This is a genomic window from Sphingopyxis sp. FD7, from assembly GCF_003609835.1.
Classification (GTDB): Bacteria; Pseudomonadota; Alphaproteobacteria; order Sphingomonadales; family Sphingomonadaceae; genus Sphingopyxis.
The window spans coordinates 1,926,234-1,952,247 of record NZ_AP017898.1; the positions used below are offsets into that span (position 1 = coordinate 1,926,234).

A 26,014-nucleotide genomic window follows, 5' to 3' on the forward strand; every position below is an offset into this window, starting at 1 on the left:
GGATGACCACCTCTCCCAGCGCGCTCGACGCGCTGCTCGCGACGCTGCGCACCGAAGACGGCGTGGCCAAGGCGCATATCGACGAAGGCTGGATGCAGGGGCGCACCGCCTATGGCGGGATCAGCTCGGCGGTCGCGCTCGCGGGCACGATGGCGCTCCACCCGACCGAGGCGCCGCTGCGCTATGCGCAGATCAGCTTCGTCGGACCCGTCGGCGGCGACTGCACGGTCGAAACGCGCGTGCTGCGCCAGTCGAAATCCTCGCTGTTCATCGATGCCGGAGTGTCGAGCGACATGGGGTTCGGCACCGCGGCGGTGTTTGCCTTCTCCCCCGACCGGCCGAGCCATGTCGACCATGACCGGCTGGCGATGCCGGGCGCCCCCGATCCCGAAACGCTGGCGCCGGTACCCGAACATCACGCGCGCCCCGCCTTCACGCGCCATTTCGACATGCGCCCGACGACGGGACCGCGCTTTGCATGGAAAAGCGAGGTCGGCGAATATCTGACCTGGGTGCGCTTCGTCCAGGAACCGACCTGCCATCCCGCGATTGCCCTGCTGGCGATGGGCGACGCGCTGCCCCCCGCGGCGATGGCGCTGTTCAGCCAGTTCGGGCCGATCAGCTCGATGAACTGGACGGTCAACATGCTGACTGCCGCGCCCACCACCGACGACGGCTGGTGGCTGCTGTCGGCCAGGACCGGCTATGCGCGCCACGGCCTGTCGGTGCAGGACATGATGCTGTGGAACCGCGCGGGCCAGCCGATTCTGAGCGGCAGCCAGGCGATTGCAATCTACGTCTGATTGGGGTTGGAAGCGGACATCGCCGTCTCTTCAATCCGTTCGCATCGAGCGAAGCCTGTCCCGAGCCCGTCGAGGCGGTCGAGATGCCCCTCGGGCCAGGCTTGGCGCCGACGGGTGTCTCGACTTCGCTCGGCACGCACGGAAAGAAGGGAAGGTCTGAAACCGACCGGATCCAAAGCCGTCCCGACATAACCGAAGAAGGCAGCGGCCGCTCAACCCCGAACCGGCAACGCGATCACCGCATCGAGCCCGCCGCCCGCGCGATTGGCGAGCGTCAGCGTCCCACCTTCGCCCTCGGCGATCTCGCGCGCGATCGACAGACCCAGTCCCGCGCCGCCCGTCGCGCGATTGCGCGACTGCTCGCCGCGCGCGAAGGGTTCGACCAGCGCGCCGATCTGTTCGTCGGTCAGGCCGGGGCCATCGTCCGACACGATGATCCGTGCCTCGCCGCCCTCGATCGCCACCGACAGCCGCGCGCGCACGCCATAGGTCACCGCATTGTCGATAAGGTTGCGGATCGCGCGCTTCAGCAGCATCGGCCTTGCCCGTACCGCCGCCTCGGCCAGCGTGCCCGCCGCGACATCCTTGCCGCGCTCGCGATAATCGGCCGCCAGTTCACCGACCAGTTCGCGCAGCGAAACGGCCTCGGCCGCCTCGGTCCCCGCGCCCGATCGTGCGAGCGCCAATATGTCGGCCAGCATCGCAGTCATCTCGTCGATGCTCGCGATCATCTTGTCGCGCAGCAGGTCGTCCTCGACCTGCTCGACGCGCACGCGCAGGCTGGCGAGCGGGGTGCGCAGGTCGTGGCCGACCGCGCCGAGCATCCGGTCCTTGTCCGACAGCATCGCCGCGATGCGCGCCCGATAGGCGTTGAAGGCGGCGATCAGGTCGCGCACGTCCGACGGCCCCGCCTCATCGAGCGGCACCGCCTCGTGCAGTGCGGGACTGGCGCGCGCCGCGCGTGTCAGCTCGCGAAGCGGCGCGGCGACGCGCCATGCGATCACCAGGATCGGGATGAGCAGCAAGAGGTAGAGCGACAGCGTCTGCCAGACCAGAAAACCCTGCAAGCGTCGGCCATCGGGCGCGACCCGCGTGCGGACGCCGTAAAAGCGCCCGCCCACCTCTGCGACAACGAGCACGGTGCGGCCGGGCAGCGGCGTCCGCCCCAGCCGCGGCCGCTGTGGCAAGGCCCATGCGGTCACGCGCGTGGCGTCGATCGCTGCATCGGCGAGCAGATCGTGGACATAGTCGGCCATCGTCGGCATGGCGACCGCGCGCTCGGGCACCGGCGGCGCGCTGGTGCCGACCCAGAGCTTCGGGATGCGCGCACGGCCGAGGCGTTGGCGGCGCTCGGGCATCGCCGCGATCCGGCCGCTTTCGTGGCGGTCGACCGCGTCGATGATCCGCGCCACCGCCATGCCGCCGCCGTGCGCCAGCATCTGCTGTTTCTGCCCGCGCACGAGCAGCGCAAAATTGACCGCCTGCGCAACGAACAGCATCACCGCGACCGCGAACACCAGCTGCCCGATCAGGCTGCGGGGCCAGAGCCGCAGCGTCACGCGGCGGGCCCCAGTCGCTTCACCTCGCAGGCCAGCGTATAACCCCCGCCCCACACGGTCTTGACGATTTGCGGGTGCGCGGGATCGGTCTCGATCTTCTTGCGCAATCGGCTGACCAGATTGTCGATTGCGCGGTCGAAAATATCGGCCTCGCGACCGCGCACCAGGTCGAGCAGCCGGTCGCGGCTCATCACCTGTCGCGGGTGGCGCACGAGCGCGTGAAGCAGGTGATATTCGCCGGATGACAGCGCGACCTCCCTGCCGTCGCCATCGACCAATACGCGCTCGACTTCGCGCAGCACCCAGTCGCCAAAGGCATAGCAGGTGCCGCCCGCATCGAGCGCCCGCCCGCCCTGCTGCGTCCGGCGCAGCACGGTGCGGATGCGCGCGACCAGCTCACGCGGGTTGAAGGGTTTGACGACATAATCGTCGGCGCCGATCTCCAGCCCGACGATCCGCTCGGTATCCTCGGCGCGCGCGGTCAGCAGGATCACCGGGATGCTGCTCGTCTCGCGCAGGTGGCGGGTGAGCGAAAGCCCGTCCTCGCCCGGCATCATGATGTCGCTGACGACCAGGTCGACCGATTTGGCGCGCAGCACCGATCGCGCCTCGGCCGCGCTCGCGGCGTCGGTGACCGCAAAACCCTGCGCGGTCAGATATTCGCCCAGCGGTTCGCGAATCGACGGCTCATCGTCGATCAGCAGGATGCGCGGCATGTCGCTATCGGTCATCGGGTTTCCGTCGCTCGAACTGGCTCGCCCACCGGCCGCGAATGGCCGGTGGGCGATAGCTGGCAGGGACCGGCGACAAAGGCAATGCCGGGAGGGGGGGGGAGAGGCATCGCGCCGCCGGTCGCCCCTGCCGGCCGGCTACTCGCCGGTCGCGGCGGCCGCGCGCTTGGCGCGCCATTCGGCGCGTTTCGCCGCTCGGGCGGCCTGGCGTTCCTCGGCAGTCACCTGGCCGTCCTGATTGGCGTCGGCGGCGCCGAAACGCGCCAGCGCTGCCGCCTGGAACTCGGCCTGGCTGATCGCCTTGTCGCCGTCGGTATCGGCCCTGCCCAGCATCATCGCATGATGGCCGCCGCGCTTGCCGCGATGACCGCGCATCGCGTGGCGCTTGCCCTTGCGGCCCTCGCCAGCTTCGGCGCGCTTGGCGGCGCGTTCGGCGCCATGCTGGTCCCATTCGGCGCGGCTGATATTGCCGTCCTTGTCGGCGTCGATCCGCTCGAACATCTTTGCCTGCATCTCGGCGCGCCTGGCGGCGCGGTCGGCGGCGTCGATCCGACCGTCCCCGTTCGCATCCATCCGCGCGAACATCTGCGCCGCATGCGCCTCGGCCTCGGCGCGCGTCAGCGTGCCATTGCCATCGGCGTCGCCGCGCGCGCCGTCGCGGGGCGCGGCGAGGACCGGCACCGCGATCAGCGCGGCGCCCAGCGTCAATAAACCGATCTTCCTGTTCACGTCGCAAACTCCTTCATGGCGATACGGCGGGGTGCGCCGCGCTTCCAGTAAAGGTCATTTAGGCGCGATTTGTCCCAACGCCGTGCCGGGTTGCCGAAAAATTGTCGCAAATTGTCGCAGCGCCGCGCCCTTGTTCATGGCAGCGCAAGCGAAAACGGCCGACTGCGCAGGTGCGCAGCCGGCCATCGTCGCCCGGTCGCGGTGCGCGTCGTCAGGGGCTGACGGGCGAATCCTCGTCATTCTCGGCAACCAGGACCATCGCGGTGATACCGGCCAGCAGGCCGATCAGCCCGATAACCCAGCTCGCATTGCCTTCGAGCTCGCTCGTCCCGCTCGCCACCGATGCGGCGCGTACGCTGCTCGCCGCCGACGCGGCGACTGGCGCCGCGACGACCGACAATGCCGCCAGCGAAATCGCGGCCTTCCTGACCATGCTCATATCAATCTCCGTTGGATGAATTGCACTAGTCCTTGAGAAACCGGCACAATCCCCGTTCGATGCGCATCAGGCCACCGCTCGTCGCGAACGCGCGGCGGCTCATCCGATCGCTGGGAGAGGCAGAGCATGGCGCGCGACAAGAACAAGCCCCGTCGCTTCTCTGCGGCGGGGCTTCCCCGGTTCCATCCGAAAGGAGGGATCCGATTCTGTCGTTGCTTTCGATCGGATGGGCGGGCGAAACGCGGGCAGGCACCAATGGCGCCGCAGGAAGCGATTGTGCGGCGCTTCGACAAAGCGCGGCTGGAGCGGGTAGCGGGAATCGAACCCGCCTAGCTAGCTTGGAAGGCTAGAGCATTACCACTATGCTATACCCGCGTCGCCAAGGCCGCGGCGATTGCCATTTTGATCGGCCCCCGTCAAGCGCGGCGTCGAGCCTGCCATTGAGAACATCGTGGCAACATGATAGAATTGCGCCGTGGACGATCGCGACGATCAAAGGCCCGGTGACGGCGCGGACACCCCGGTCCGCAAGATCATCCATGTCGACATGGATGCCTTTTACGCCTCGGTCGAGCAGCGCGACGCCCCCTCGCTGCGTGGAAAACCCGTTGCGGTCGGCGGATCGTCGCGGCGCGGGGTGGTCGCAGCGGCGAGCTATGAGGCGCGCAAGTTCGGCGTCCGGTCGGCGATGCCCAGCGTCACCGCGAAGCGGCAGTGCCCCGGCCTTGTCTTCGTGCCCCCGCGTTTCGAGGTCTATCGCGACATCTCGCACCAGATCCGCGCGATCTTCCGCGACTATGCCGACGAGGTCGAGCCGCTGTCGCTCGACGAAGCCTATCTCGACGTCAGCGCCGACAAAGCGGGGCTGGGCAGCGCGACCGCGGCGGCGAAGCTGATCCGCCGCCGCATCCGTGAAGAAACGGGCCTCACCGCGTCGGCCGGGGTTTCCTACAACAAGTTCATCGCCAAGCTGGCGTCGGACCAGAACAAGCCCGACGGGCTGACCGTCATCCCGCCGGGCAAGGGCGCCGCCTTTGTTCAGACGCTCTCGATCCGCCGCTTCCACGGCATCGGCCCGGTCACCGCGGCGAAGATGGAAGGTCTCGGCATCTTTTCGGGCGCCGATCTCGCCGCGAAAGATCCGCTTTGGCTCGCGACGCATTTCGGCAACAGCGCCGAATGGCTCTACAATCTCGCCCGCGGGATCGACCATCGGCGGGTCAGGTCGAACCGGCCGCTGAAGTCGCTGGGCGGCGAGCGGACCTTCTTCAACGACCTGATCTCCGACACCGAAATCCGCGAGGCGCTGGCGCATGTCTGCACCGTCGTGTGGGACCGCGCGGCGAAGAGGGGCGCGCGCGGGCGCACCGTGACGCTGAAGCTGCGCTATGCCGATTTCCGCACGATCACGCGTGCGAAATCGGTGGCCACGCCGATCCTCGACGGCGCAAGCCTGCTCGCCGCGGGCGAAGCGATCCTGGCCCCCCTGCTCCCCACCGAACAGGGCATCCGCCTGCTCGGCGTCACGCTGAGCAAGTTCGAGGGCGAGGAGGAAGAGGAGCGGGAGGAGCCGACGGGATCAGCCGATCTGCTCAGCCTCATTTAGCGAGCGCGGGTGCGAAGCGCCGCATCGCCGCCTTCATCTTCGGCGACATCGCCTGATAGGGGCAGCGGATCAACGCCTCATCGGACACCTGGATATCCTCGCGAAAGGGCGCGCCGACGCGATAGAGCGCGCGGTCAACGCCCGTCGGCTTCACCCGGAAATAGCCCGCGCCGTCATAGCCGCCAAACTGCATCTGGGTGAAACCATCCTCGACGGCGCGCGTCTGCGTGATCTGCTGCAACTCGGCCACGGGGCCCAGATTGCCCGACGGCCCGTAATAATAGACCGAGCCCCAGCGCTTGCCGTCGAAAATATAGCCATAGCGCGCTGAGGCGCATCTCTGGTCGTCGTTCGTCCAGAAGCCTGCCGCGATCGGCAATTTGATTGCCGGTTGTGCCATTGCGGGCGCACTGCCCGCGATCGCAGCCAGCGCCATGATCCATCCGCGCATCGACACCCCCATTTTTTGCCCAAGATGACGTCATGGTGGCGGAAGTGGCCGGCGCGATCAACCCGCCCCCGCGAACACCCGCTCCTTGGTCGCGGTAAAGCGGATCGCCGGATTGCGCTGCGTCACATAGCCGACCTCCCACGCGTCCTTCGCCATGAACACCGGTGCGCCGTCGCGATCGGTCGCCGCGCCGGCGCGATTGTCGGCCTGGAACGCCTTGAGCGCCGTGGCATCGTCGCTTGCGATCCAGCGCGCGGTCTCCCACGGCGACTGTTCGAGCTTCGCCTCGACCTTATATTCGGCTTCCAACCGGCTGATGAGCACGTCGAGTTGCAGTTGGCCGACGACGCCGACGATCATGTTCGCGCCGATTTCGGGATAGAAGACCTGGATGATCCCCTCCTCCGCCATGTCGTCGAGCGCTTTCCTCAGCTGCTTGGTCTTGGTCGGGTCGACGAGCGCGACGCGGCGCAGGATTTCGGGCGCAAAGTTCGGCAGGCCGGTGATGGTGATGTCGCTGCGTTCGGACAGCGTATCGCCGACGCGCAGCGTGCCATGGTTGGGGATGCCGATGATGTCGCCGGGGAAGGCCTCTTCGGCCATTTCGCGGTCCTGCGCCAGGAACAGCATCGGGCGGCTGATCGCGATCGCCTTGCCCGTCCCGCCCTGCATCAAGCGCATCCCGCGCTCGAACCTGCCCGAGCAGAGCCGCATGAAGGCGATGCGGTCGCGGTGCGCGGGATTCATGTTCGCCTGCACCTTGAACACGAAACCGGTCACGGCATCGTCGCCCGGCTGCACCGGCGCGGGTTCGGCGGGCTGCGGCTGCGGACCCGGCGCATGGTCGGCCAGTCCGGCGAGCAGGTCGACGACGCCAAACTCCTTGAGCGCCGAACCGAAAAACACCGGCGTCAGGTCACCATTACGGTAGGCCGCGGCATCGAACGGCGCATAGCACGCCGACGCCAGCTCGGTTTCCTCCTTCAGCAGCGCCAGCCGGCCGGCGCTGACCCGGTCGGCGAGCCGGGGGTCGTCCAGCCCCTCAACCGCAATGCGGTCGCCCTCATACATGCGCGACGCATCGCCGCCCGGCACCATCAGCGCGGGATCGGCAAGGTCATAGAGTCCCTCGAACTGCCCGCCCATGCCGACCGGCCAGTTCATCGGGCACACGTCGAGCGCGAGCCGGTCGGCGACCTCGTCGAGCAGCTCGAACGGCGTCCGCCCTTCGCGGTCGACCTTGTTGACAAAGGTGATGATCGGCACCGACCGCAACCGGCACACCTCGAACAGCTTGAGCGTCTGCGGCTCGATGCCCTTGGCTGCGTCGATCACCATCACCGCGCTGTCGACCGCGGTGAGCGTGCGATAGGTGTCCTCGCTGAAATCCTCGTGCCCCGGCGTGTCGAGCAGGTTGAAGATCAGCCCCCGATGCTCGAAGGTCATCACCGACGAGGTCACCGAAATGCCGCGCTGCTGCTCAATCTTCATCCAGTCGGAGCGCGCACGCCGGGCCTGCCCGCGCGCCTTCACCTCGCCCGCGATATGGATCGCGCCGCCCGCGACGAGCAATTTCTCGGTCAGCGTCGTCTTGCCCGCGTCGGGGTGGGAGATGATGGCGAAAGTTCGGCGTTCGAGGTGCTTGGACATGGCGGCGCCGCCTAGCAGGGGTCGCGCCGTGTGGAAAGGGGTCGGAGCGTGCGCCGCGACACGCGCCTGATCCGCCGATGCGGAGAGATTGGGGACCAGGGACGCCGGCTTGGGACCAATCGCCATTCAGAAGCTGGCGAGTCGAAAATGGTGGTTTTCCGTGATCCGGAGCGCAGCGTGCTTTTTGCACGTGAGCAGCGGAAGCGCACAAGGCCGCCATTTGCAGACCGACAGAGCTGAACGGCGATTGGGCCTAGGGGTGAGAAGCGGACAGGGACGCTTCCGCCCCGGAACGGAAAGGAATGTAAACGGCCGCAATCGGGGGTGGAGCGGGGGCGAGCGTGAGCGAGTGTGGCAAGCCTGGCCCCGCCGTCAGCGCTTCGGCTGCCCCCCTCCCACGGCTATGCCACAGCGAGGATCCAATGGCCGCAATTCGCCGAAACCCGCCGCCGGGCCTTGCCGACCATCGCCGTTTCGGGACAATGAAACTCGCTTCATCGTATCTCAGGCACGGTTTGTCAGCCATGGCGTAGCCCTTGCTCCCCCATGCGCGTTCAAGACTCAGCGTTCCAATCCCTATTATCTCAAGGAGACCGTAAGCGATGCGGAAACTCGCAGGCTTTGTTGCAACTCTCTCTCTCTCGATGGCGGCCGCCACCGCGGCGCCCGCGCTTGCGCAGAATGCCGCCGCTGCGGCCGTCGACCTTTCGGTCGGCACCAAGGTTTTCGATTCCGAAGGCGCCGAACTGGGCACGGTGACCAGCGTGCAGGGCCCCAATGTCGTTGTCGATCTTGGCGACAGCAAGCAGATCGCGCTTCCCAGCGCCTCGTTCGGCATGCTGGAAAAAGGCCCGACGATCGGCGCCACCAAGGCGCAGGTCGTCGCCGCGGTCGATCAGGCGGCGGCCGCCAACGAAGCGAAGCTGACCGCGGCGCTTGTGCCCGGCGCCGATGTGCGCGGCGTGAACGGCGAAGCCGTGCTGGGCAAGGTCAAGCTCGCGATGGCCGATGGCGTGGTGCTCACGACCCCGACCGGCGAAGTCAAACTGCCGCGCAATGCCTTTTTCATGGGCCAGGCCGGGCTCCAGACCAGCTTTACGCCTGAACAGTTCGCCGAGGCGATGAAGGAAGTAAAGACCGCCGCCGCGGCCGATGACGCCGCGGTCGCCGCCGCGCTTGTCGCGGGCGCCGAAGTGCGCAGCCTCAAGGGCGCCGCGGTGCTCGGCAAGGTCAAGTCGGCGAGCGCCGACGCCGTGGTCGTCACCACCCCGGCGGGCGAGGACGTCAGCCTGCCGCGCAGCGCTTTCCTGATGTCGCCCGCGGGTCTTGCCGCGGCCTACACCGCCGAACAATTCGCCGCCGCGGTGGCCCAGGCAACGGGCGCCCAGCCGGCCAGCTAAGTCGGTTCGCAACGCCGCATATCGATCGAGGGCGCGGGAGCATCGCTTCCGCGCCCTTTTCTGTCGGGCGAAGCTCACGCCGCGCGCCGCATCCGGTTGCGACCTTCGCGTTTCGCGACATAGAGCGCCTGGTCGGCGCGGTGCAGCAATTCCTCGACGTCGGGCTCGCCGTCATAAACCGCCAGCCCGATGCTGATCGTCGCCTGCGGCAGCCCATCACCCTCGCCGACCCCGCTCTCGACCGCCTTGCGCACGCGCTCGGCGACGATCTCGGCCGCGAGTGCGCTCGATCGCTGGAGGATGCACACAAACTCCTCGCCACCGATCCGGCCCAGCATATCCTCGTCGCGAAGGGCGGCCTTGGCACGCTGCGCGACGCGCTGAATCACGCGGTCTCCCGTCGCATGGCCGTGCGTGTCGTTGATCCGCTTGAAATGGTCGATGTCAAAGATTGCCACCGCCAGCGGCGCGCCATGCGCGCGTGCGCCCGCCATCGCCTGGTCCAGAAAGGTCAGCGTGTGGCGGCGGTTGGGCAAACCCGTCAGCATGTCCGTGTTCGCGATGCGCTCGGCGGCGCTGCGCGCGGCCTCCAGGATGCGTGCGTTTTCGACGGTTTCGGTCACATCCTGTACCGTTCCGAAGATGCCCGTCGCGCGCGCGCCGCGGCCCCTTTCGATCGACCCGTGCGACTTGACGTGACGGACTTTGCCATCGGCGCGCAGGATGCGGCCCTGGAACTCGAACGGTTCGCCCGTCCGCACGGCTGCTTCGAGCACTTTGCGCACTTCGGCGCGATCCTCCGCCAGATATTGCTGGACGCTATAATCGACGTCGACGGGCGTTCCGGGTTCCAGTCCGTGAACCCGATAGGTCTGGTCGGACCAATAGATCGTCCAGTCGACCAGATCGACGCGCCAGTGGCCGACGAGCGCTGCCGCCTCGGCCTGGAGCAGCCAGCGATTGCTCTGCTCGAGCCTTTTGGCCAGCCGCTGGCGCCCGATGGTCAGCGCGGCAAGTGGCAGCGCCGCAAGCAGCAGCGCCAACAGATAGAATTGCAGGAACAGCACCTTGACCTTCGGGTCGCTGTCGATCGCCGCCATCGGGCCATAGCCCTGCCCCGACAGAAGCGACACGATGATCGTCACGATCAGCATCCCCGCCGCCGCGCCGAACGGGCCCAGCCGATAGGCCGCCGCGACCACCGCGATGCACGGCAGGAAGGTCGCCGGGAAATGCGACTGCGAAAAGACGAAGATCGTGACAATGCCCGCGCCGGTCAGGATCGCCGTCGCCTCGACCAGCATCGCGCGCGGCACCTTGCCGAACGCCTTCAATCCCGTCATGCGCGCCAGCATCACGATCGGCGGCGTCACGATCAACATACCGAGCAGCACGGTGGTCGACCAGGACAGGAAAAAGCCGCCCCCGCGCCCGGCGAGCAGCATCGCCAGCCCCGCACTAACCAGGCTGGCGGTCACTGCCGCGATGCAAAAGCTGATGACCGCGCGCGGCGCCATGAACGATAATTCGCTCGGCTCGCGCCGTCGGATCAGCCACAGCGCGACGATGGCCTCGACCATATTGGCGAAGGTGAAGGCCAGGCTTGTCCACAAGGGCGTCGTCGCGCCCAGGTTGGCGGCAACGCTGGCCAATCCCATCCCCGCAAAGGCAGCGAGGCGCGCCCGCGCGGGCATCAGCAGCAACAGCGCCAGCATATATCCGCTCGCCGGCCACACCGCGGCGATGCTGTCGACCCCCCGCGTCGCATAGAGCGACAGGCTCGCGAGCAGATGATAGCCCGTGCCGGTCAACAGGAGCCAGAAGACCGCTTCGACTCTGGGGGACAGCGACCGGGTCATGCGACCAAATAGCCGGAAATAGGAAAATAAACCGCTAAGATCGTCGCGCTTCTTCGGCGCTTCACCCCACGCCGCCAAAGGTCAGCCCGACGACCTCGGCGACGCGGGCTTCGTCCCACTCGATCCGTCGATCGAGGATCAGCATCGCAAGGCCATGGACGAGGGCCCAGGCATGGAGCGCCGCCGTGTCGGGGTCCGCCGTCCCCGGCAGCGCCTCGCCGACCCCGGCGCGCAGCAGATTATACGCCACTTCGCCGCCGTCGCCGCCCGTGCTTCGCTCGGCCATCTGGCGCGTGAAGCTCAGCCGGAACAGCGCCGGTTCGTCGTGCGCGAAGCGGACATAGGCGATGCCCGTCGCCTTGAAGCCCGCGACGCCGCCGCCAGCCTTCAGCCACGCCTGCGCCTGGAGCGCCCCCAGTCGTCGCAATCCTTCGTCGGCGAGCGCGTCGAGCAGCGCCTCCTTGTCGGGAAAATGGCGGTAAAGCGCGGTCGCGCTGACCCCGACATCGCGCGCCAGCGCACGCAGCCCCAGCTCGCCGCCATCATCCTCGGCGAGCCGTTTCAGCCCGGCGGCGATCACCGCCGCGCGAAGGTCGCCATGGTGGTAAGCGCCCCCAGTCCTGGCGCCACGCTCTTTTATGTTGACACTGTTATCTTCGCTGGGCATCATGTTTTCGCTGTAAACATTTCGAGTCGCATAGGCAAGGTTGGAGTTCCCGAATGATCGCATGGTCGGCCATTGCCGCCGGTTTAGCCGTAATTGTCGCGCTTGCCCATTCCGTGATCAGCGAGCGCGTGATCCTGCGGCCGCTGTTCCGGCAACCGGCGCAGGGCATTTTCGATACGGCGCCCGGCCGCGACATCGTTCGCGCCATATTCCATATGCCCTCGGTCGCCTGGGCGGCGCTCGGCCTGGGCGTATGGTTCAACCGGCTTCAGGACGGCCCCGACCTGATCGCGGTCATCGCGATGATCGTGTTCGCGTCGTCGGCGGTCGGCAATCTGGTCGCCTTGCGCCGTCCGCATCCCGGCGGAGTGCTGCTCCTGATCGCGACCGCCGCAACCGCAACCGACCTCTTCGTCAACTGACCGGAAGGAAACGACCATGGCAAGCAATGTCGAAACGCTGATCCGCGGCGCCGTCGTCAAAACCATCGGCAAGGTCGCCGATTTCAACCGCCGCCGCCTTCCCCGCCCCGCCGACGCCCACCCCTTCCTCACCAGCATTCACAAACCGATGACCGAGGAACTGACGATCGAGGCGCTGCGCGTCGATGGCGAAATCCCCGCCGCGCTGCGCGGCCGCTATCTGCGCAACGGCCCCAATCCGGCCGCGCCGCCCGATCCCGCCAGCTATCACTGGTTCATCGGCGCCGGCATGGTCCACGGCATCCGCATCGAAGGCGGCGCGGCTCGCTGGTACCGCAACCGCTGGGTCCGCGGCGCCGAGGCGTGCGCCGCGCTCGGCGAAGACTTGCCGCCCGGCCCGCGCGAAGACCGCAATGATGCGCCGAACACCAATGTCGTGGGGTTCGCCGGGCGGACCTTCGCGATCGTCGAGGCGGGCGGTAAGCCGGTCGAGCTCGATTATGAACTCGGTACGATCGCACACAATCCTTTCGACGGCACACTCGCTGGTCCCTATACGGCGCATCCGCATGTCGATCCCTTCACCGGCGAAACGCACGCGATCACCTATCGCGGCGACGAACCGAACAAGGTCTGGCACGTCGTCCTCGACACCCAGGCGCATGTGGTGCGTGAAGAGCCGATTGCGGTCAGCGACGGCCCCTCGATCCACGACTGCGCGATCACCGAAAATTACGTGCTCGTCTTTGACCTGCCCGTCACCTTCTCGATGAAGATGCTGCTCGCGGGCTATCAATTTCCCTATGCGTGGAACGATAATCACCCGGCGCGCGTCGGCCTGCTCCCCCGCAAGGGCCGCGGCGATGAGGTCGTCTGGGTGCCGGTCGATCCCTGCTACGTCTTCCACCCCGCCAACGCCTTTGAAACCGCCGACGGCAAGGTGATCGTCGATGTCGTCGCGCACGACACGATGTTCGCCAGCTCGAAACGTGGCCCCGACAGCGAAAGGTCGCGCATGGAGCGCTGGACGATCGACCCCGCCGCGCGCACGACGACGCGCGCCGTCATCCACGATCATGCGCAGGAGTTTCCGCGCTATGACGAGCGGCGGACGACGCGGCCCTATCGCTTTGCCTATGCCGTCGCGCTGCCCGATCGGGCGACGACCGAAATGGAAATCGCCGATACCCGGCTATTCCGCCACGATCTGGAAACGGGCACGACCGCCATTCACGATTTCGGACCCGGCCGCCACCCCGGCGAGTTCGTCTTTGTCCCGCGCAGCGCGGCGGGGGCGGAGGATGACGGCTGGCTGATCGGCCTCGTCGTCGACATGAACGACGAGACCACCGATCTCGTCATCCTGAACGCCGACGATTTCACCGGGTCGCCGCAAGCCGTCGTCCATCTGCCGCACCGCGTTCCGCCTGGCTTCCACGGGAACTGGATCGCGGACTGACGGGCGCGGCGCGCTGCATCAGCGCCTCGGTCACGCGCAGCGACCGCTCATTGTCGACGTCGATCGCCGTCGCCCCGTCGCTGACCAGCAACGGGGCGACCTCGACCCCCATGTGGCGCGAGATGCGCCGGAAAATATGGTGGATCGGCCCCAGTCCGAAACGGAAGCGCAGCAGGTTCACGAAACCGAAAGCCTGCATCACGCGCAGCGGCTTCTTGACGAACTGCCCGCCACCGCGAAACGCCTCGGCCGCCTTGAGCGCGCCGCGATGGCCGATCCAATAGGCGTTGCAGTTCGACACGGCGACGTCGGAAAACTCGTAAAAGCGCCGCTGGCCTTGCGGGTGAACCGCGAGCACATCCTCGCGCCGCGCCAGCGCGACCCCCGCCTCGCACCCCAGCCGCGCCGCTTCGCGGCCGATCTCGTCGATCGTCGCCGGAGTCAGCAGGCAATTGTCAGCCGTCGTGACAAAAAGCGGAAACGCCGCGCGCTCGGCGACGCCCAGCACCGAGTCCGCCAGATTGTCCGCTGCCGGCACGACGACCAGCCGCGCGCCCAGCCGCTCGACCACCGGATCGGCCAGCTCGCCCAACAAGCCTTCATGGTGCGTCGAGACGAAAATCTGCTTCGCCGCCGTCGCCGCGGCGCTTTCGAGCACATGCGCGATCATCGGCCGCCCGGCGACGGAAACCAGGCATTTGTCGGCGACGCCATGCGCCTCCGCGAGCGCATCGACCGCGCCCGGCCGCCGACCCGCGAGGATCAGGATCGCCCCGCTCACGCCGCATCCTTGCGCGCAAAGCCGACGAGCTGGCGGATCATGCTTTCGGCGACGATCGTTTCGATCAGGTCGGCCTGGCTGAAACCCGCGGCAACCGCGGCGCGCCCGAACACTTTTTCGGACCACAGGTTGCAGTTGAGATTGACCTCGAGCAGCCGGATCTCGCCGGTCGCGAAATCGACGCGAAACTCGAAGCGGCCATAATCGAAGGGACGGAAAACATCGGCCATCCGCGCGGTATAGTCGATCAGGCGCGCGGCCATCGCCGCATCGTCGAACAGTTTCAGCCTGTATTTCTGGCTGCGGTCGACCAGGTCGCGCTTTTCCTGATAGGTGCGCAAATGGCCGGGATCGGCCTGTTCAAAAATCATCATCGGCAGCATCGCGGGCGCGCCGCGCAACGTGATGACGGGCACCTCGACGTCGCTGCCCTCGATAAAGGGTTCGACGAGCGCGTCATGGTCGAGCGCGTGAACTTCTGCCACTGCGCGCGCCAGCTCGCTCCGGTCGTGCGCGTCGCGCAGCCCCCACGACGCCGAGCTGTTGTTCGGCTTGACGACCCAGCGGCGCGCGGGCGGGCAGCGCGACACATCGACCGGCGCGCCGCGGCGGAACAGCGTCCAGCGCGCGGTCGGCACGCCGCGCGCGGCCGCTTCCAGCTTGGTCAGATGCTTGTCGTCGGACAGGCCGCGCACGATCGGCGAGGCGCCGACATAGGGAAGGCCGAGCCGGTTGCACAGCAGCGGCAGCAGCATCTCCGAATTGAAAAAGCCGCCGCGATTGAGCAGCGGAAAGACAAAGTCGGCGTCCGGCCGCTCGAACAGCGCCTCATAGCGGTCGGCGACGAGCAGCGGCATTCCCAGGCCCTGGAGTATCTCGCGCGTTTCGCGGTGATAGACGGCGTGATTGCCGTCCTCGGGGTGAAGTCCGCCGGTCCAGTTGGCATGTTTGGCGACGAACAAAAGCCGCTGCGTCGCGCGCAGGCGGTCGGGCAGCCTGGTGGGCTCGAGATGATCGGTCTGCATGGCGCCGCGACACCATATCGGGGTTACACCGCGATGACCTTTTGATGACGGCGCTGCAACGCAAACGCCAAATCTCTGTCATGCTTTCCCGGTAAACCGGCCGCGCTCTCCTCCTCCATAGGATGCCCGATGCGTCTCTCTCCCAAAGGTCTCGATGCCCGCGCCCTGCACCCCGACGGGCGCGACGCGGCGCGATTGACCCAGCTACTGGTCAGCGGCGGCGACCGGCGCATCCGGCTCGACGCCGCGGGGCGCAACCAGTATCACGCCAGCGCCGCGCCCAGCGACGCGCTTGCCTATGGATCATCGACGATCAGCAGCATTTCCGATCACGCCTTCGCGGCCTTGCTGCGCCGCTGGCGTCCCCGGCTGGACCGCCCCGTCGCGGCGGACGATTATGCCCGCGAACTCGATGCGATCCGCGACGGTCTCACCCGCTATTTCGGGCTCGATGACGGCACCGCCATCATCTTTGCCGCGTCGGGCACCGACCTTGAATACGCCGGGCTCGCCGCCGCCCATGACGGGCGCCCGCTCACCGCGATCCTGCTCGGCCGCGACGAGGTGGGCAGCGGCTGCGTCCACAGCGCTGCGGGGCGCTTCTTTGCCGAAGAGACGGCGATCGGCGCGCGCGTCGTCGCGCAGGCGGCGATCGATCCGGTTTTCGCGGGCACCGAACTGGTCGACGTGCCCGTCCGCGACGACAGCGGCCAGCCGCGCGCCTCGGCGGCGGTCGCGGGCGAGCTTGCGCGGCATGTCGCGCGCGCCGTCGCCGTGGGGCGCCGCGCGGTCGTCCATGTCGTCCACGGATCGAAATCGGGCCTGACGCTCCCCGCGCTGCCCGATGTCGAGCGGCTGGTCGCGGCGCATGGCGACGCGATGACCGTCGTGGTCGACGCCTGCCAGCTGCGCATCGCGCCCGCTGGCGTGCGTCGCTATCTCGACCTTGGCTGCATCGTGATGCTTACCGGGTCGAAGTTCGCGGGCGGCCCGCCGTTCAGCGGCTTCGCGTTCGTCCCCGCGGCGATCCGCGCGCGCGTCCGCCCCTTGCCACGAGGACTGCGCCGGATCGCCTGTCGCGCCGAATGGCCCGCCGACTGGCCGGGCGTCGATGCGCTCGACGCGCGCGGCAATTTCGGCCTGCTGCTGCGGCTCGAAGCCGCGCTGAGCGAAATCGAGCGCTTCGCCGCCGTGCCCGACGATCGGGTCGCCGCGGTATCGGCGCGCTTCTGTCAGTACGCCGCCGACATGGCAGGACGCCTTGGCGTTGCCGAAGTGCCCGGCGCGGGCGGCGTATCGTGCCTCGCGACGCAGACGCTGCGCACGATCGACCTCTCCGCGCGATGGCCGGACTGCGACCTCGATGCCGCCCGCGCGCTGCACGCGCATATCGCGCGGCACGCGCGCCGCGACACGGGCCGCGAAATCCGCCTCGGCCAGCCGGTCAGGACGCACCGCCTCCCCGACGGGCGCAGCGCGGGGACGCTCCGCCTGTCGCTGTCGATGCCGCTGATCGCCGAGTTCGCGGCCCTCGTTCCCGCGGCGCTCGACCGGCGGCTCGGCGACGATATGGCGCTGATCGAACGGGCGATTGCCGCCGCGGCCGACGTCACGCTCGATCGAAAGACTCCCGTCGCGCTCGCCTGATTGCCCGCGCCGAATCGGATCCCGAACGTCGCCCGGCCGCCGCGCCGCCACGGCTCGTCGCGGAAAATCGTTGCTTTGGGCAGCGTTGTGCGCCGCACGCTCGTTTGTTGTGCCTATGACAAAGAATATCGCCCTCATCCGCCCCGCCACGAGCGCGATTGCCGCACTCCTGGTCCTGTCCGCACCCGCCGCTTTCGCGCAGGAAACGACGATATCGATGACACCGCCGGTCGCGGCTCCTGCGCCCGACACGGCGCCAACGGCGCCCGAAACCGGCCCCGCAATGGTCTCGCCCCCTGCCGTGCAGCGCCCTGCCGCGCAATCGACGCCGCCCGCCGCGCCGCCGCCGGTGATCCGCGTCCCGCTCGACATCGCCCCCGCCGAATCCGCACCGACCGAAGCCGAACCGGCGGCGCCGTCCGCCAGGCGGGCCCAGACACAGGCGCGCAGCGAGCGGAGCGCGCGGCAGGCTCCGGCGACACCCGCTGCCGCACCCGGCGCAACCACATCGACCGCCGAACCGCCGCGCAGCGATCCGATTGCCGGGACGGCGCGCGCCACATCGCCCACGATCGCGCCACCCGCCGCGACGACGGCCCGCGCGGCCTCCGCCGCCGAACCGGCAGCGCCCGACGAGTTCCCATGGGAACTCGTCGGCGCCGCCGTCGCGCTGATCGCGCTCGGCGGTGCAAGCCTGGTCCTTGCGCGCCGTCGCCGCATCGAAGCCGGAGCAGTCGAAAACCCCGAACCGCGGCCGCTGACGATGCCCGCCGCCCGGCCGACCGATCAGCCATGGGTTACGCCTGCTTATGCCGCGACCCCGGTGCGCTCGACCCCGGCCTTCGTGGCGGCGCCGAGCGGCAGCATGGGCCGTCACGAAGCGATGGCGATGACGGGTCCGACGCCGGACAATCCCTTCGTCACGCTATCGAAGCGGCTGAAGCGCGCGCGCTTCTTCGACCGGCAGGAACGCCTTGCCTATGCCGAGATGCTCGGTGCGCAGAAGGACAGGACGCGCAAGCCCGTCGGCGCGTGGGAGATTTCGCCGTACGACATCCCCGCCGCGCCGCAGGAGCAGGCGGTCGGCCGCCCCGCTCCGGCGCGCGGACACCGCGCCCTCCGCCCTGGCTTCTCGCGCTCCTGACCCCCTTGCCCGGCGTGCAACGAAAAAGGGCGGCGCCGCGCGGCACCGCCCTTTTCCTTTTCGTCGCAGCGCGGCGGGAAACCCCGCCGACGGCGAGCCGAATTACTTCAGTTCGACGGTCGCACCGGCCGCTTCGAGCTTCTTCTTCAGCTCTTCGGCTTCGGCCTTGCTGGCGCCTTCCTTGACGGCCTTCGGCGCGCCTTCGACCAGCGCCTTGGCTTCGCCCAGACCCAGGCCGGTGATCGCGCGGACTTCCTTGATCACGTTGATCTTGTTGCCGCCGTCGCCGGTCAGGATGACGTCGAACTCGTCCTTTTCTTCAGCGGCGGGAGCAGCGGCGCCCGCGCCACCCGGCGCGGCAACCGCGACGGCAGCGGCGGCCGAAACGCCCCACTTTTCTTCGAGCAGCTTCGAAAGCTCGGCAGCTTCCAGAACGGTCAGCGCCGACAGGTCTTCAACGATCTTTGCAAGATCAGCCATTTTCATTCTCCATCAGAACCGGGAAAGCCCGGTGAATTGTTTCGGGGTAGGTAAAAGTCTTATGCCGCTTCCTTGGCGCCATAAGCGCCAAAGACCCGCGCCAGCTGACCGGCCGGAGCCGCCGCAATCTGGGCGACCTTGGTGGCCGGAGCCTGGAGCAGGCCGACAAGCTTGCCGCGCAGCTCGTCGAGCGACGGCAGCGATGCAAGCGCCTTCACGCCTTCCACGTCGAGGACCATATCCCCCATGCCGCCGCCAACGATTTCAAGCTTGTCGTTGGTCTTGGCAAACTCCACCGCGATCTTCGCCGCAGCCACCGGGTCGGTGGACGAAGCGATTGCGGTGGGGCCGGTCAGCAGGTCGCCGATGCCGGTGTAGGAAGTGCCATCGAGCGCGATCTTGGCCAGGCGGTTCTTCGTGACCTTGAAGTTCGCACCCGCGTCGCGCATCTGCTGGCGAAGCACCGTCGACTGGGCGACGGTGAGACCGAGGTTGCGAACGATCACAACCGCGGCGGCATTCGACAGCGTAGCATTCAGCGAGGATACGGCTTCGGCCTTTTCAGCACGATCCATGCCTGTTTCTCCACTCATGCCCGGACGCGCGAGCGAACCCGCGCCGCCGGGCGGCTAACACACGCCAGAGCCAGAGGAGCGAAAGCCCGCCTGTCCTTGACGCAACGATGTCCGATGGGGTCGGTCAAGCCGCTGGCGCCTGACGCATCAGGCGGGCGACCGATAAAAGACTGTTCCCCGTCTCGGCTGGAAATTAAGAAGGGCATATCCCCTTCACCAACTGTCTCGGACGGAATTGCCAGAGCAAAGCCCCGACAACACGCGGGCGCTCATAACCCGAATCGTGGCGGAGTCAAGCATGTGGCGGTCCAGCCTGTCGGACCGGCGCCCTTGTCGATCGCCGCCTGGAGCATATCTGTATATGGAACGCCCCGCGCTCCGCGGCGTTGGCGTCCGAGAGGATAGAGAAAGGACCGTCCGTGACCGATGCCCAGGGGCTGCTGTGCCCGACTTGCCGCGTGAACCTTGTCATGTCCGAACGACAGGGGATCGAGATCGACTATTGCCCGCAATGCCGCGGCGTCTGGCTCGATCGCGGCGAACTCGACAAGATCATCGAGCGCAGCGAAACCGCGAGCACGCCCGCCCCGGCACGGCCGCAGGCGGCGCCCCCGCCGCCGCAATATCGCGAACCCGACTATCGCGAACGCGGTTATGACGACCGCTATTATGGCAAGCCCCACAAGAAGAAATATAAGAGTTTCCTCAGCGAATTGTTCGATTGATCGGGACGCGGCGCGTCGTCAGGCGCGCCCCTAAGATGGCGCCGCCGATCAATCCGTCACCGCATGACGGCGCGCATAGAGGAAATAGACCGCAAGCCCCGCGATGTTCCAGATCAGGAACCAAAGCTGCGTCTGCACCGGCAGGCTGAAGAAGAGATAGATACAGCCGCCGATCGCGCCGAGCCCGACCACCCACGGCAGGGGCGCGCGGAAGGTGCGCGGCGCTTGCGGAGCGCGGCGGCGCATGATCAGCATACAGATGGCCACCGCGGTAAAGGCGGCGAGCGTGCCCGCGTTGGCGAGCGCGGCCAGCTCGCCCAGCGGAATGAAACCCGCAAGGATCGCGACGACGATCGCGGTGAAGATGGTGATCCGCACCGGCGTCCCGCGCGACGACAGCTTCGCAAGGCTCGCGGGGAGCAGCCCGTCGCGCGCCATCGTAAAGAAGATGCGGCTCTGCCCATAGAAGAAGGCGAGGATCACCGTCGGCAGCGCGATGACCGCCGAAACGCCAAGATATTGCGCCGCGAGCGGACTGCCAAGCTCGCGCAGGATCAGCGCAAGCGGTTCGGGGCTGTTGGCGAAGCGGGTGTAGGCGATCGCGCCGACCGCGGCGACCGCGACCGCGATATAGATGGCGACGCAGGCGAGCATCGACCCGATAATGCCGATCTTGAGGTCGCGGTCGGGGTTCTTCGCTTCCTCGGCCGCGGTCGCGATCGCGTCGAAGCCGTAGAAGGCAAAGAAGATGATCGCCGCGGCGGCCATCACCCCGCGCTCGACCCCGTCGGGGCCCATATGCTTGGCAAAGCCATAGGGACTGAAGGGTTCGAGGTTCGCGGCGTCGAAAGCGGGCAGCGCGACCGCGACGAACACCGCGAGCGCGGCGATCTTGACCAGCACGAGAATCGCATTGACCGTCGCGCTTTCACGCGTGCCGACGAGCAGCATCCCGGCGACCGCGGCGATGATCGCGATCGCCGGCAGGTTGACGATGCCGCCCAGCTCCGGCCCCTGCATCAGCGCCATCGGCGCGCCGGCCCACGCTTCGAGCAGCGGCGCCGCATAGCCCGACCAGCCGACCGCGACCGCGCTCACCACCAGCGAGTATTCGAGGATCAGGCTCCACCCGACGACCCAGGCGATGATCTCGCCGATCACCACATAGCTGTAGGTATAGGCGCTGCCCGATGCCGGGATCATCGTCGCCATTTCGGCATAGGCGAGCGCCGCGCAGGCGCAGATCAGCCCGGCGACGGCGAATGACAGGATCACCGCCGGTCCCGCCTTGTCGGCGCCGACGCCGATCAGCGTCAGGATGCCCGTGCCGACGATCGCGCCGACGCCCAGCGCAATGAGGTGCGGCCAGCCCAATGTGCGCGCCAGCCCTTGCCCGCCCGGCTGGTCCGGGACGATCGATTTGCGACGCAGCAGGCTGTCGGACATAAAGTGACTCCCCTTTGTTCGATTATGGCTTTTGACGTTGGCCGCTTGTAAGCGCACCGGGCGGCAACGCAAGCTGCGTCGCCCGACCTAGCCAAAGTCGGCCATTGCGCCTAGAGCAATGCCAGCTTCCCCAGAATCGTCATTCCGGCGAAGGCCGGAATCTCACCGTCGCGTGGACAAGCGCGGGTGAGATTCCGGCCTTCGCCGGAATGACGAAACAGGGCTATGTTACCCCGACCCGATGTTGTTTTAGAGACCCGCGATGCACTTTCTGGACCAGGCCAAAATCTTCATCAAGTCGGGCGACGGCGGCCCTGGCGCCGTGAGCTTCCGGCGCGAAAAATATATCGAATATGGCGGCCCCGACGGCGGCAACGGCGGCAAGGGCGGCGACATTGTGTTCGAGGCGGTCGCCGGGCTCAACACGCTCATCGACTTTCGCTACACGCAGCATTTCAAGGCGAAGCGCGGCGCCCCCGGCGCGGGCCGCGACCGCACCGGCGCGGGCGGCCCCGATCTGGTCATCCAGGTGCCGGTCGGCACCCAGATCCTCGCCGACGACGAAGAGCGCAGCCTGCTCGCCGACCTTACCAAAGCGGGCGAGCGCATCCATTTCCTGCGCGGCGGCGACGGCGGGCGCGGCAACGCCAGCTACAAGAGCTCGACCAATCGCGCCCCGCGCCAGCATGGGCCGGGCTGGCCGGGCGAGGAAATGTGGGTGTGGCTGCGGCTGAAACTGCTCGCCGACGCGGGCCTCGTCGGCCTGCCCAACGCCGGCAAGTCGACCTTCATCAACGCCGTCACCAATGCGCAGGCCAAGGTCGGCGCCTATGCCTTTACCACGCTGCGTCCGCAACTCGGCGTTGTCAGCCACAAGGGGCACGAGTTTGTCATCGCCGACATTCCGGGGCTGATCGCGGGCGCGGCCGAAGGCGCCGGGGTCGGCGACCGCTTCCTCGGCCATATCGAGCGCTGCCGCGTGCTGCTCCACCTCGTCGACGCCAATGACGAGGATGTCGCAACGAGCTACCGCATCGTGCGCGACGAGCTCGAAGCCTATGGCGCCGACCTGATCGACAAGCCGGTGATTGTCGCGCTCAACAAGATCGACACGCTCGACGACGAGCTGATCGCTGCGCTGTCGGCCGAACTCGCCGAGGCGAGCGGCCATCCGGTGATGGCGCTGTCGGGCGCGAGCGGCGCGGGGATCGAGCCGGTGCTCGACAAGCTGCTCGAGGCGGTGGGCGAGCCGGGGCCAGGTGCCGATCCCGACGAGGAAGAGGGCGACGGAGGCGACTGGTCGCCGATTTGATCCTCCGAATATTTTGGTGTGCTCCCGCGAAGGCGGGAGCCCATCTGCGGTCCGTGCAAGATGGAACCGACGGGCGATGGATCCCCGCGTTGGCGCTACGCGCCGCCTTCGGCTCCGCGGGGACACACGGTATTTTCATTTAGCGTGGAAGCCTCAGCGCGCCTCGATCACCATGTTGAACGGCCCCTCGGTCGCACGCCGAACGCTGGCGAAGCCGCCCTCGCGCACGATCTGCGACAGCCGCGCTTCACCCGCCTGCGCGCCGAGCGCCTCGCCGACCTCCTGATCGAGCGACGTCGGCACGCAGATCATCGTCGAGGCGTTGTAATAGAGCCGCCCGACCGGGTTCATATTTTCTGCCGGTCGGTCGCCCGCGATCGGCTCGACGATCATCCAGCATCCATCGGGCGCCAGCATCTCGCGCATATGCCGGGCACAGCCGCGCGGATCGCCCATGTCATGCAGACAGTCATACATTGTAATCAGGTCAAAGCCGTCCTCGTCGATTTCCTTTGCGGCCGCCACTTCAAAGCGCACCCGGTCGCCATAACCATGCCCCTCGGCATGACGCCGCGCTTCCGCGATCGACGGTTCGTGAAAGTCGAAGCCGACGAATTCGCTCTCGGGATAGGCGTCGGCCATCAGCAGCGTCGAAAAGCCCACCCCGCATCCGACATCGGCGACGCGTGCGCCTTTTTTGAGCTTCGCCTCAACGCCGCCCAGCGCCGGAATCCAGGCCTGGACGATATTGTTCGCATAACCCGGCCGGAAAAAGGCGCCCGTGGCGCAGAAGAGACAACCGGCATGGTCGCCCCAGCGCACGCCCGATCCGTGACGGAAACACTCCTCGACCTTGCTTTCCGCCTCGATCATCGCCGCGATGATCTCGAACGCGCCCGCCAGATAGACCGGACTGTCCTTGTGCACGAACACCATTGCCTGTTCGGGCGCGATGCTGAAGCGATCCGAACCCGGATCATAGTCGATATAGCCGTTCGCCGCCTGCGCGAGCGCCCATTCGCGAACATAGCGTTCGTGCAGGCCGCCCGCGCGCGCCGCGAGTTCGCCCGCCGTCGCCGAAGCCTGCGCCAGCGCGTCGAACAGCCCGAGCCGGAATCCCAGCCGCACCGTGGGCACGCTCATCCCGCCGCCAACGTCGCCGAGCATCTTGCCGACGAACGCATGCAGCTTGTCTTCATCGATTGCCGTAGCCATTGTTTCGCTCCTCGCCAGTTGGGGGTAGCGCGACTCTCCAGAAGGTCTTGTTGAGACAAGCATCATAGCATATCGGCCGCAAAAGGGCACATAGGCCCGTCGGCTCTCGCTAACCCGCGGCGATCCGCCCGCCCGCGATGCGATAGCGCGTTACCGGCCCCGGCATCGCGTCGAACAGCGCCGCTTCGGTGCCGGTCAGCCACGCCTGCCCGCCCTGCGCCGCCAGCCGTTCATAGAGCGCCGCACGCCGCAGCGGGTCGAGATGCGCCGCCACTTCGTCGAGCAGCAGCACCGGCCGCTGCCCGCGCCGCCGCGCAACGCAATCGCCGTGCGCCAGGACGAGCGACAGCAGCATCGCCTTTTGCTCGCCCGTCGAGCAGCGCGCGGCGGCCCGGCCCGTAACCGCGTGCACCGCCGCCAGATCGTCGCGGTGCGGCCCCGCGGTCGCGCGGCCCGCCGCGGCGTCGATCCGCCGGCGCGCGGCGAACAGCGCCTTCAGCGCCTCGACCGTATGCGGCGCGGTGCGTTCCACGCCCTCGCTGTCGACCAGCGTGAGCAGCGGCCGCGCGAAGGGCGCGTCGGGCTGCCCCGCCAGCTCGGCCGAAAGCGCCGCCAGCGTATCGAGCCGCGCCGCGTCCATCGCCGCGCCATGCTCGGCAAGCTGCGCCTCGAGGCTCGCGAGCCACGCCGCATCGGCGGCGGCCAGGTCGGCGAGCAGCTTGCCGCGCGCGCGCAGCGCCGCTTCATAGCGGTTGCCATGTTGCGCGTGGCGCGGGTCGAGCGCGAGGACGAGCCGGTCGAGGAAGCGCCGCCGGTTGCCCGCGGTCTCGACGAACAGTCGGTCCATCGCCGGGGTCAGCCACAAAATCGCCAGCCATTCGCCCAGCGCCGTCGCGGCGGCGGGCGCGCCGTTGATGCGGACGATGCGCCGTCCGGGCTGCGCGGGCTCGATCCCCGTCCCCAGCGCCACCGGCGGCAGCCCCTCGCCCGCCGCTACCTCGGCAAAGACCGCAAAGCCGCCACGCGCACCGTCGCGCACCATGTCGGACAGCGGCGCGCGACGCAGCCCGCGCCCCGGCGCGAGCAGCGAGATCGCCTCCAATATGTTCGTCTTGCCCGCGCCATTGTCGCCATGGAGCGCGACCAGCCCCGGCCCCGCCGCCAGATCCGCGCCGGCGTGATTGCGAAAATCGGTCATCGAGAGGCGGGCAAGCGTCATGCCCGACCGCGCCTACCGCAGCCGATGCGGCGACGCCAGCGTCGACACGCATCCGCGCCTCGACACGACATAGCGAATTTTCCCGTCTTCCGGCAATTTTTTCGATTTCAATGAAAAACGCGCGCTATCATATTTTTTTCGGAACCAGAAAACCGCGGTTAACCGCCGCTGAATGAAATTGGCACGCCTCCTGCATTACTGTTGGCATCCACCGGATGGTCCGGATGGAAGGTTCAAGGAAGGATAAAATCATGGCCCATTTCAACGTCAACGCCGTCAAGAGCTACGCCCTCGCCGCTTTCGCTTCGCTTTATGCCTCGGTGATGCTGCTCGCCATCGTCGGTCAGAATGGGGCTGAGGTCGGTCAGCTGATCGTCTGATCGGCTGACAACCTCCCCTCAGAAAGAACGCCGGCCTTCCCGGCCGGGATCGAAAGGAAAGAAATGAAACAGGGTTTTCGCAAGAATCGCCAAAGCGGCATCCTCTTCGGCGTGTGCGCCGGGATGGCGGACCACTTCGGCTTCGATGTCTTGTGGACGCGCGTCGCCTTTGTCGCCCTGACGCTTCTCGGCTTCGGCCTGCCGCTGCTGCTGTATCTGACCGTCGCGATCCTCGCGCCATAGGACAGCCAAGGGCCGGTCGCCACAGGCGCTCCGTTCACCGGCCCCCA

26 protein-coding genes and 1 tRNA gene are annotated in these 26,014 nt (G+C 67.6%); 11 read left to right on the plus strand and 16 right to left on the minus strand.

Features of this window, described 5'->3' with window-relative positions:
- Window positions 1–2 precede the first annotated feature (2 nt).
- Complete coding sequence (locus tag SPYCA_RS09070; RefSeq protein WP_120219881.1) at window positions 3–803, plus strand: acyl-CoA thioesterase; 801 nt, start codon at window positions 3–5, stop codon at window positions 801–803.
- Between the two features lie 212 nt (window positions 804–1,015).
- Here the strand turns inward: SPYCA_RS09070 and SPYCA_RS09075 are convergent, their stop codons facing one another.
- The 5 genes from SPYCA_RS09075 to SPYCA_RS09095 form a co-directional block, all read right to left on the minus strand.
- Window positions 1,016–2,362: a sensor histidine kinase gene (locus SPYCA_RS09075; protein WP_232003248.1), complete on the minus strand. Its 1,347-nt coding sequence runs from the start codon at window positions 2,360–2,362 to the stop codon at window positions 1,016–1,018.
- Window positions 2,359–3,093, minus strand: coding sequence for a response regulator (locus SPYCA_RS09080; protein ID WP_120219882.1), 735 nt, complete (start codon window positions 3,091–3,093; stop codon window positions 2,359–2,361). The genes SPYCA_RS09075 and SPYCA_RS09080 overlap by 4 nt, the downstream gene beginning before the upstream one ends.
- Window positions 3,094–3,231: 138 nt before the next feature.
- Window positions 3,232–3,822 (minus strand): EF-hand domain-containing protein, encoded by a 591-nt coding sequence (locus SPYCA_RS09085; protein WP_120219883.1) that lies wholly within the window; start codon window positions 3,820–3,822, stop codon window positions 3,232–3,234.
- A 211-nt stretch (window positions 3,823–4,033) separates the two neighbouring features.
- Window positions 4,034–4,261, minus strand: coding sequence for a hypothetical protein (locus tag SPYCA_RS09090; protein WP_120219884.1), 228 nt, complete (start codon window positions 4,259–4,261; stop codon window positions 4,034–4,036).
- Between the two features lie 301 nt (window positions 4,262–4,562).
- Window positions 4,563–4,636: transfer RNA gene (locus tag SPYCA_RS09095), tRNA-Gly, on the minus strand.
- A gap of 172 nt (window positions 4,637–4,808) precedes the next feature.
- On the opposite strand from SPYCA_RS09095, the gene dinB reads away from it, so the two are divergent.
- A complete protein-coding gene (gene dinB, locus SPYCA_RS09100; RefSeq protein WP_443029506.1) occupies window positions 4,809–5,867 on the plus strand; it encodes a DNA polymerase IV in 1,059 nt (352 codons plus the stop codon).
- Here the strand turns inward: dinB and SPYCA_RS09105 are convergent.
- Window positions 5,860–6,318, minus strand: a complete 459-nt coding sequence (locus SPYCA_RS09105; protein WP_146625112.1) for a hypothetical protein — start codon at window positions 6,316–6,318, stop codon at window positions 5,860–5,862. The two genes, dinB and SPYCA_RS09105, sit on opposite strands and share 8 nt — an antisense overlap.
- 57 nt (window positions 6,319–6,375) lie before the next feature.
- A complete protein-coding gene (locus tag SPYCA_RS09110) occupies window positions 6,376–7,968 on the minus strand; it encodes a peptide chain release factor 3 (RefSeq protein ID WP_120219887.1) in 1,593 nt (530 codons plus the stop codon).
- Between the two features lie 602 nt (window positions 7,969–8,570).
- On the opposite strand from SPYCA_RS09110, the gene SPYCA_RS09115 reads away from it, so the two are divergent.
- Complete coding sequence (locus tag SPYCA_RS09115) at window positions 8,571–9,368, plus strand: hypothetical protein (protein WP_120219888.1); 798 nt, start codon at window positions 8,571–8,573, stop codon at window positions 9,366–9,368.
- Between the two features lie 74 nt (window positions 9,369–9,442).
- On the opposite strand, the gene SPYCA_RS09120 is transcribed toward SPYCA_RS09115, so the two are convergent.
- Both SPYCA_RS09120 and SPYCA_RS09125 read right to left on the minus strand, forming a co-directional pair.
- Window positions 9,443–11,227 carry a sensor domain-containing diguanylate cyclase gene (locus SPYCA_RS09120; RefSeq protein WP_120222239.1) on the minus strand — a complete coding sequence of 595 codons (1,785 nt, stop codon included), beginning with the start codon at window positions 11,225–11,227 and terminating at the stop codon, window positions 9,443–9,445.
- A 61-nt stretch (window positions 11,228–11,288) separates the two neighbouring features.
- Window positions 11,289–11,897, minus strand: coding sequence for a TetR/AcrR family transcriptional regulator (locus SPYCA_RS09125; RefSeq protein WP_120222240.1), 609 nt, complete (start codon window positions 11,895–11,897; stop codon window positions 11,289–11,291).
- Window positions 11,898–11,947: 50 nt separating this feature from the next.
- Here SPYCA_RS09125 and SPYCA_RS09130 point away from each other — a divergent pair, with 50 nt between their 5' ends.
- Both SPYCA_RS09130 and SPYCA_RS09135 read left to right on the plus strand, forming a co-directional pair.
- Window positions 11,948–12,316 carry a hypothetical protein gene (locus SPYCA_RS09130; RefSeq protein WP_120219889.1) on the plus strand — a complete coding sequence of 123 codons (369 nt, stop codon included), beginning with the start codon at window positions 11,948–11,950 and terminating at the stop codon, window positions 12,314–12,316.
- Between the two features lie 16 nt (window positions 12,317–12,332).
- Window positions 12,333–13,775 carry an 8'-apo-carotenoid 13,14-cleaving dioxygenase gene (locus tag SPYCA_RS09135; RefSeq protein WP_120219890.1) on the plus strand — a complete coding sequence of 481 codons (1,443 nt, stop codon included), beginning with the start codon at window positions 12,333–12,335 and terminating at the stop codon, window positions 13,773–13,775.
- On the opposite strand, the gene SPYCA_RS09140 is transcribed toward SPYCA_RS09135, so the two are convergent.
- Both SPYCA_RS09140 and SPYCA_RS09145 read right to left on the minus strand, forming a co-directional pair.
- On the minus strand, window positions 13,696–14,556 hold the full coding sequence (locus tag SPYCA_RS09140; RefSeq protein WP_120219891.1) for an NTP transferase domain-containing protein: 861 nt from the start codon (window positions 14,554–14,556) through the stop codon (window positions 13,696–13,698). The two genes, SPYCA_RS09135 and SPYCA_RS09140, sit on opposite strands and share 80 nt — an antisense overlap.
- The gene (locus SPYCA_RS09145) at window positions 14,553–15,581 is read right to left on the minus strand and encodes a D-alanine--D-alanine ligase family protein (RefSeq protein ID WP_120219892.1); all 1,029 of its coding nucleotides are present in this window, start codon (window positions 15,579–15,581) and stop codon (window positions 14,553–14,555) included. The genes SPYCA_RS09140 and SPYCA_RS09145 overlap by 4 nt, the downstream gene beginning before the upstream one ends.
- A 129-nt stretch (window positions 15,582–15,710) precedes the next feature.
- Here SPYCA_RS09145 and SPYCA_RS09150 point away from each other — a divergent pair, with 129 nt between their 5' ends.
- The gene (locus SPYCA_RS09150) at window positions 15,711–17,228 is read left to right on the plus strand and encodes a hypothetical protein (protein WP_120219893.1); all 1,518 of its coding nucleotides are present in this window, start codon (window positions 15,711–15,713) and stop codon (window positions 17,226–17,228) included.
- A gap of 115 nt (window positions 17,229–17,343) precedes the next feature.
- On the plus strand, window positions 17,344–18,372 hold the full coding sequence (locus SPYCA_RS09155) for a hypothetical protein (RefSeq protein WP_120219894.1): 1,029 nt from the start codon (window positions 17,344–17,346) through the stop codon (window positions 18,370–18,372).
- A gap of 102 nt (window positions 18,373–18,474) precedes the next feature.
- Here the strand turns inward: SPYCA_RS09155 and rplL are convergent, their stop codons facing one another.
- Together rplL and rplJ are read right to left on the minus strand one after the other, a co-directional pair.
- A complete protein-coding gene (gene rplL, locus SPYCA_RS09160; protein ID WP_011541993.1) occupies window positions 18,475–18,852 on the minus strand; it encodes a 50S ribosomal protein L7/L12 in 378 nt (125 codons plus the stop codon).
- Between the two features lie 59 nt (window positions 18,853–18,911).
- Window positions 18,912–19,427 (minus strand): 50S ribosomal protein L10, encoded by a 516-nt coding sequence (gene rplJ / locus SPYCA_RS09165; protein ID WP_120219895.1) that lies wholly within the window; start codon window positions 19,425–19,427, stop codon window positions 18,912–18,914.
- Between the two features lie 470 nt (window positions 19,428–19,897).
- On the opposite strand from rplJ, the gene SPYCA_RS09170 reads away from it, so the two are divergent.
- Window positions 19,898–20,152: a zf-TFIIB domain-containing protein gene (locus tag SPYCA_RS09170; RefSeq protein ID WP_232003658.1), complete on the plus strand. Its 255-nt coding sequence runs from the start codon at window positions 19,898–19,900 to the stop codon at window positions 20,150–20,152.
- 48 nt (window positions 20,153–20,200) lie between these two features.
- Here the strand turns inward: SPYCA_RS09170 and SPYCA_RS09175 are convergent, their stop codons facing one another.
- Complete coding sequence (locus SPYCA_RS09175) at window positions 20,201–21,598, minus strand: amino acid permease (protein WP_120219897.1); 1,398 nt, start codon at window positions 21,596–21,598, stop codon at window positions 20,201–20,203.
- A gap of 262 nt (window positions 21,599–21,860) precedes the next feature.
- Between SPYCA_RS09175 and obgE the strand changes: the two genes are divergently transcribed.
- Entirely contained in the window at window positions 21,861–22,910 is a 1,050-nt protein-coding gene (gene obgE / locus SPYCA_RS09180; RefSeq protein WP_120219898.1) for a GTPase ObgE, read from the plus strand.
- A 153-nt stretch (window positions 22,911–23,063) separates the two neighbouring features.
- Here obgE and SPYCA_RS09185 read toward each other — a convergent pair whose 3' ends face one another.
- Together SPYCA_RS09185 and recF are read right to left on the minus strand one after the other, a co-directional pair.
- Window positions 23,064–24,125 (minus strand): methyltransferase domain-containing protein, encoded by a 1,062-nt coding sequence (locus SPYCA_RS09185; protein WP_120219899.1) that lies wholly within the window; start codon window positions 24,123–24,125, stop codon window positions 23,064–23,066.
- Between the two features lie 109 nt (window positions 24,126–24,234).
- Window positions 24,235–25,344 (minus strand): DNA replication/repair protein RecF, encoded by a 1,110-nt coding sequence (gene recF / locus SPYCA_RS09190; protein WP_120219900.1) that lies wholly within the window; start codon window positions 25,342–25,344, stop codon window positions 24,235–24,237.
- A 251-nt stretch (window positions 25,345–25,595) separates the two neighbouring features.
- On the opposite strand from recF, the gene SPYCA_RS19705 reads away from it, so the two are divergent.
- Window positions 25,596–25,724, plus strand: a complete 129-nt coding sequence (locus SPYCA_RS19705) for a hypothetical protein (protein WP_269462414.1) — start codon at window positions 25,596–25,598, stop codon at window positions 25,722–25,724.
- A gap of 63 nt (window positions 25,725–25,787) precedes the next feature.
- Complete coding sequence (locus SPYCA_RS09195; protein ID WP_120219901.1) at window positions 25,788–25,967, plus strand: PspC domain-containing protein; 180 nt, start codon at window positions 25,788–25,790, stop codon at window positions 25,965–25,967.
- The last annotated feature ends 47 nt before the right edge of the window (window positions 25,968–26,014 follow it).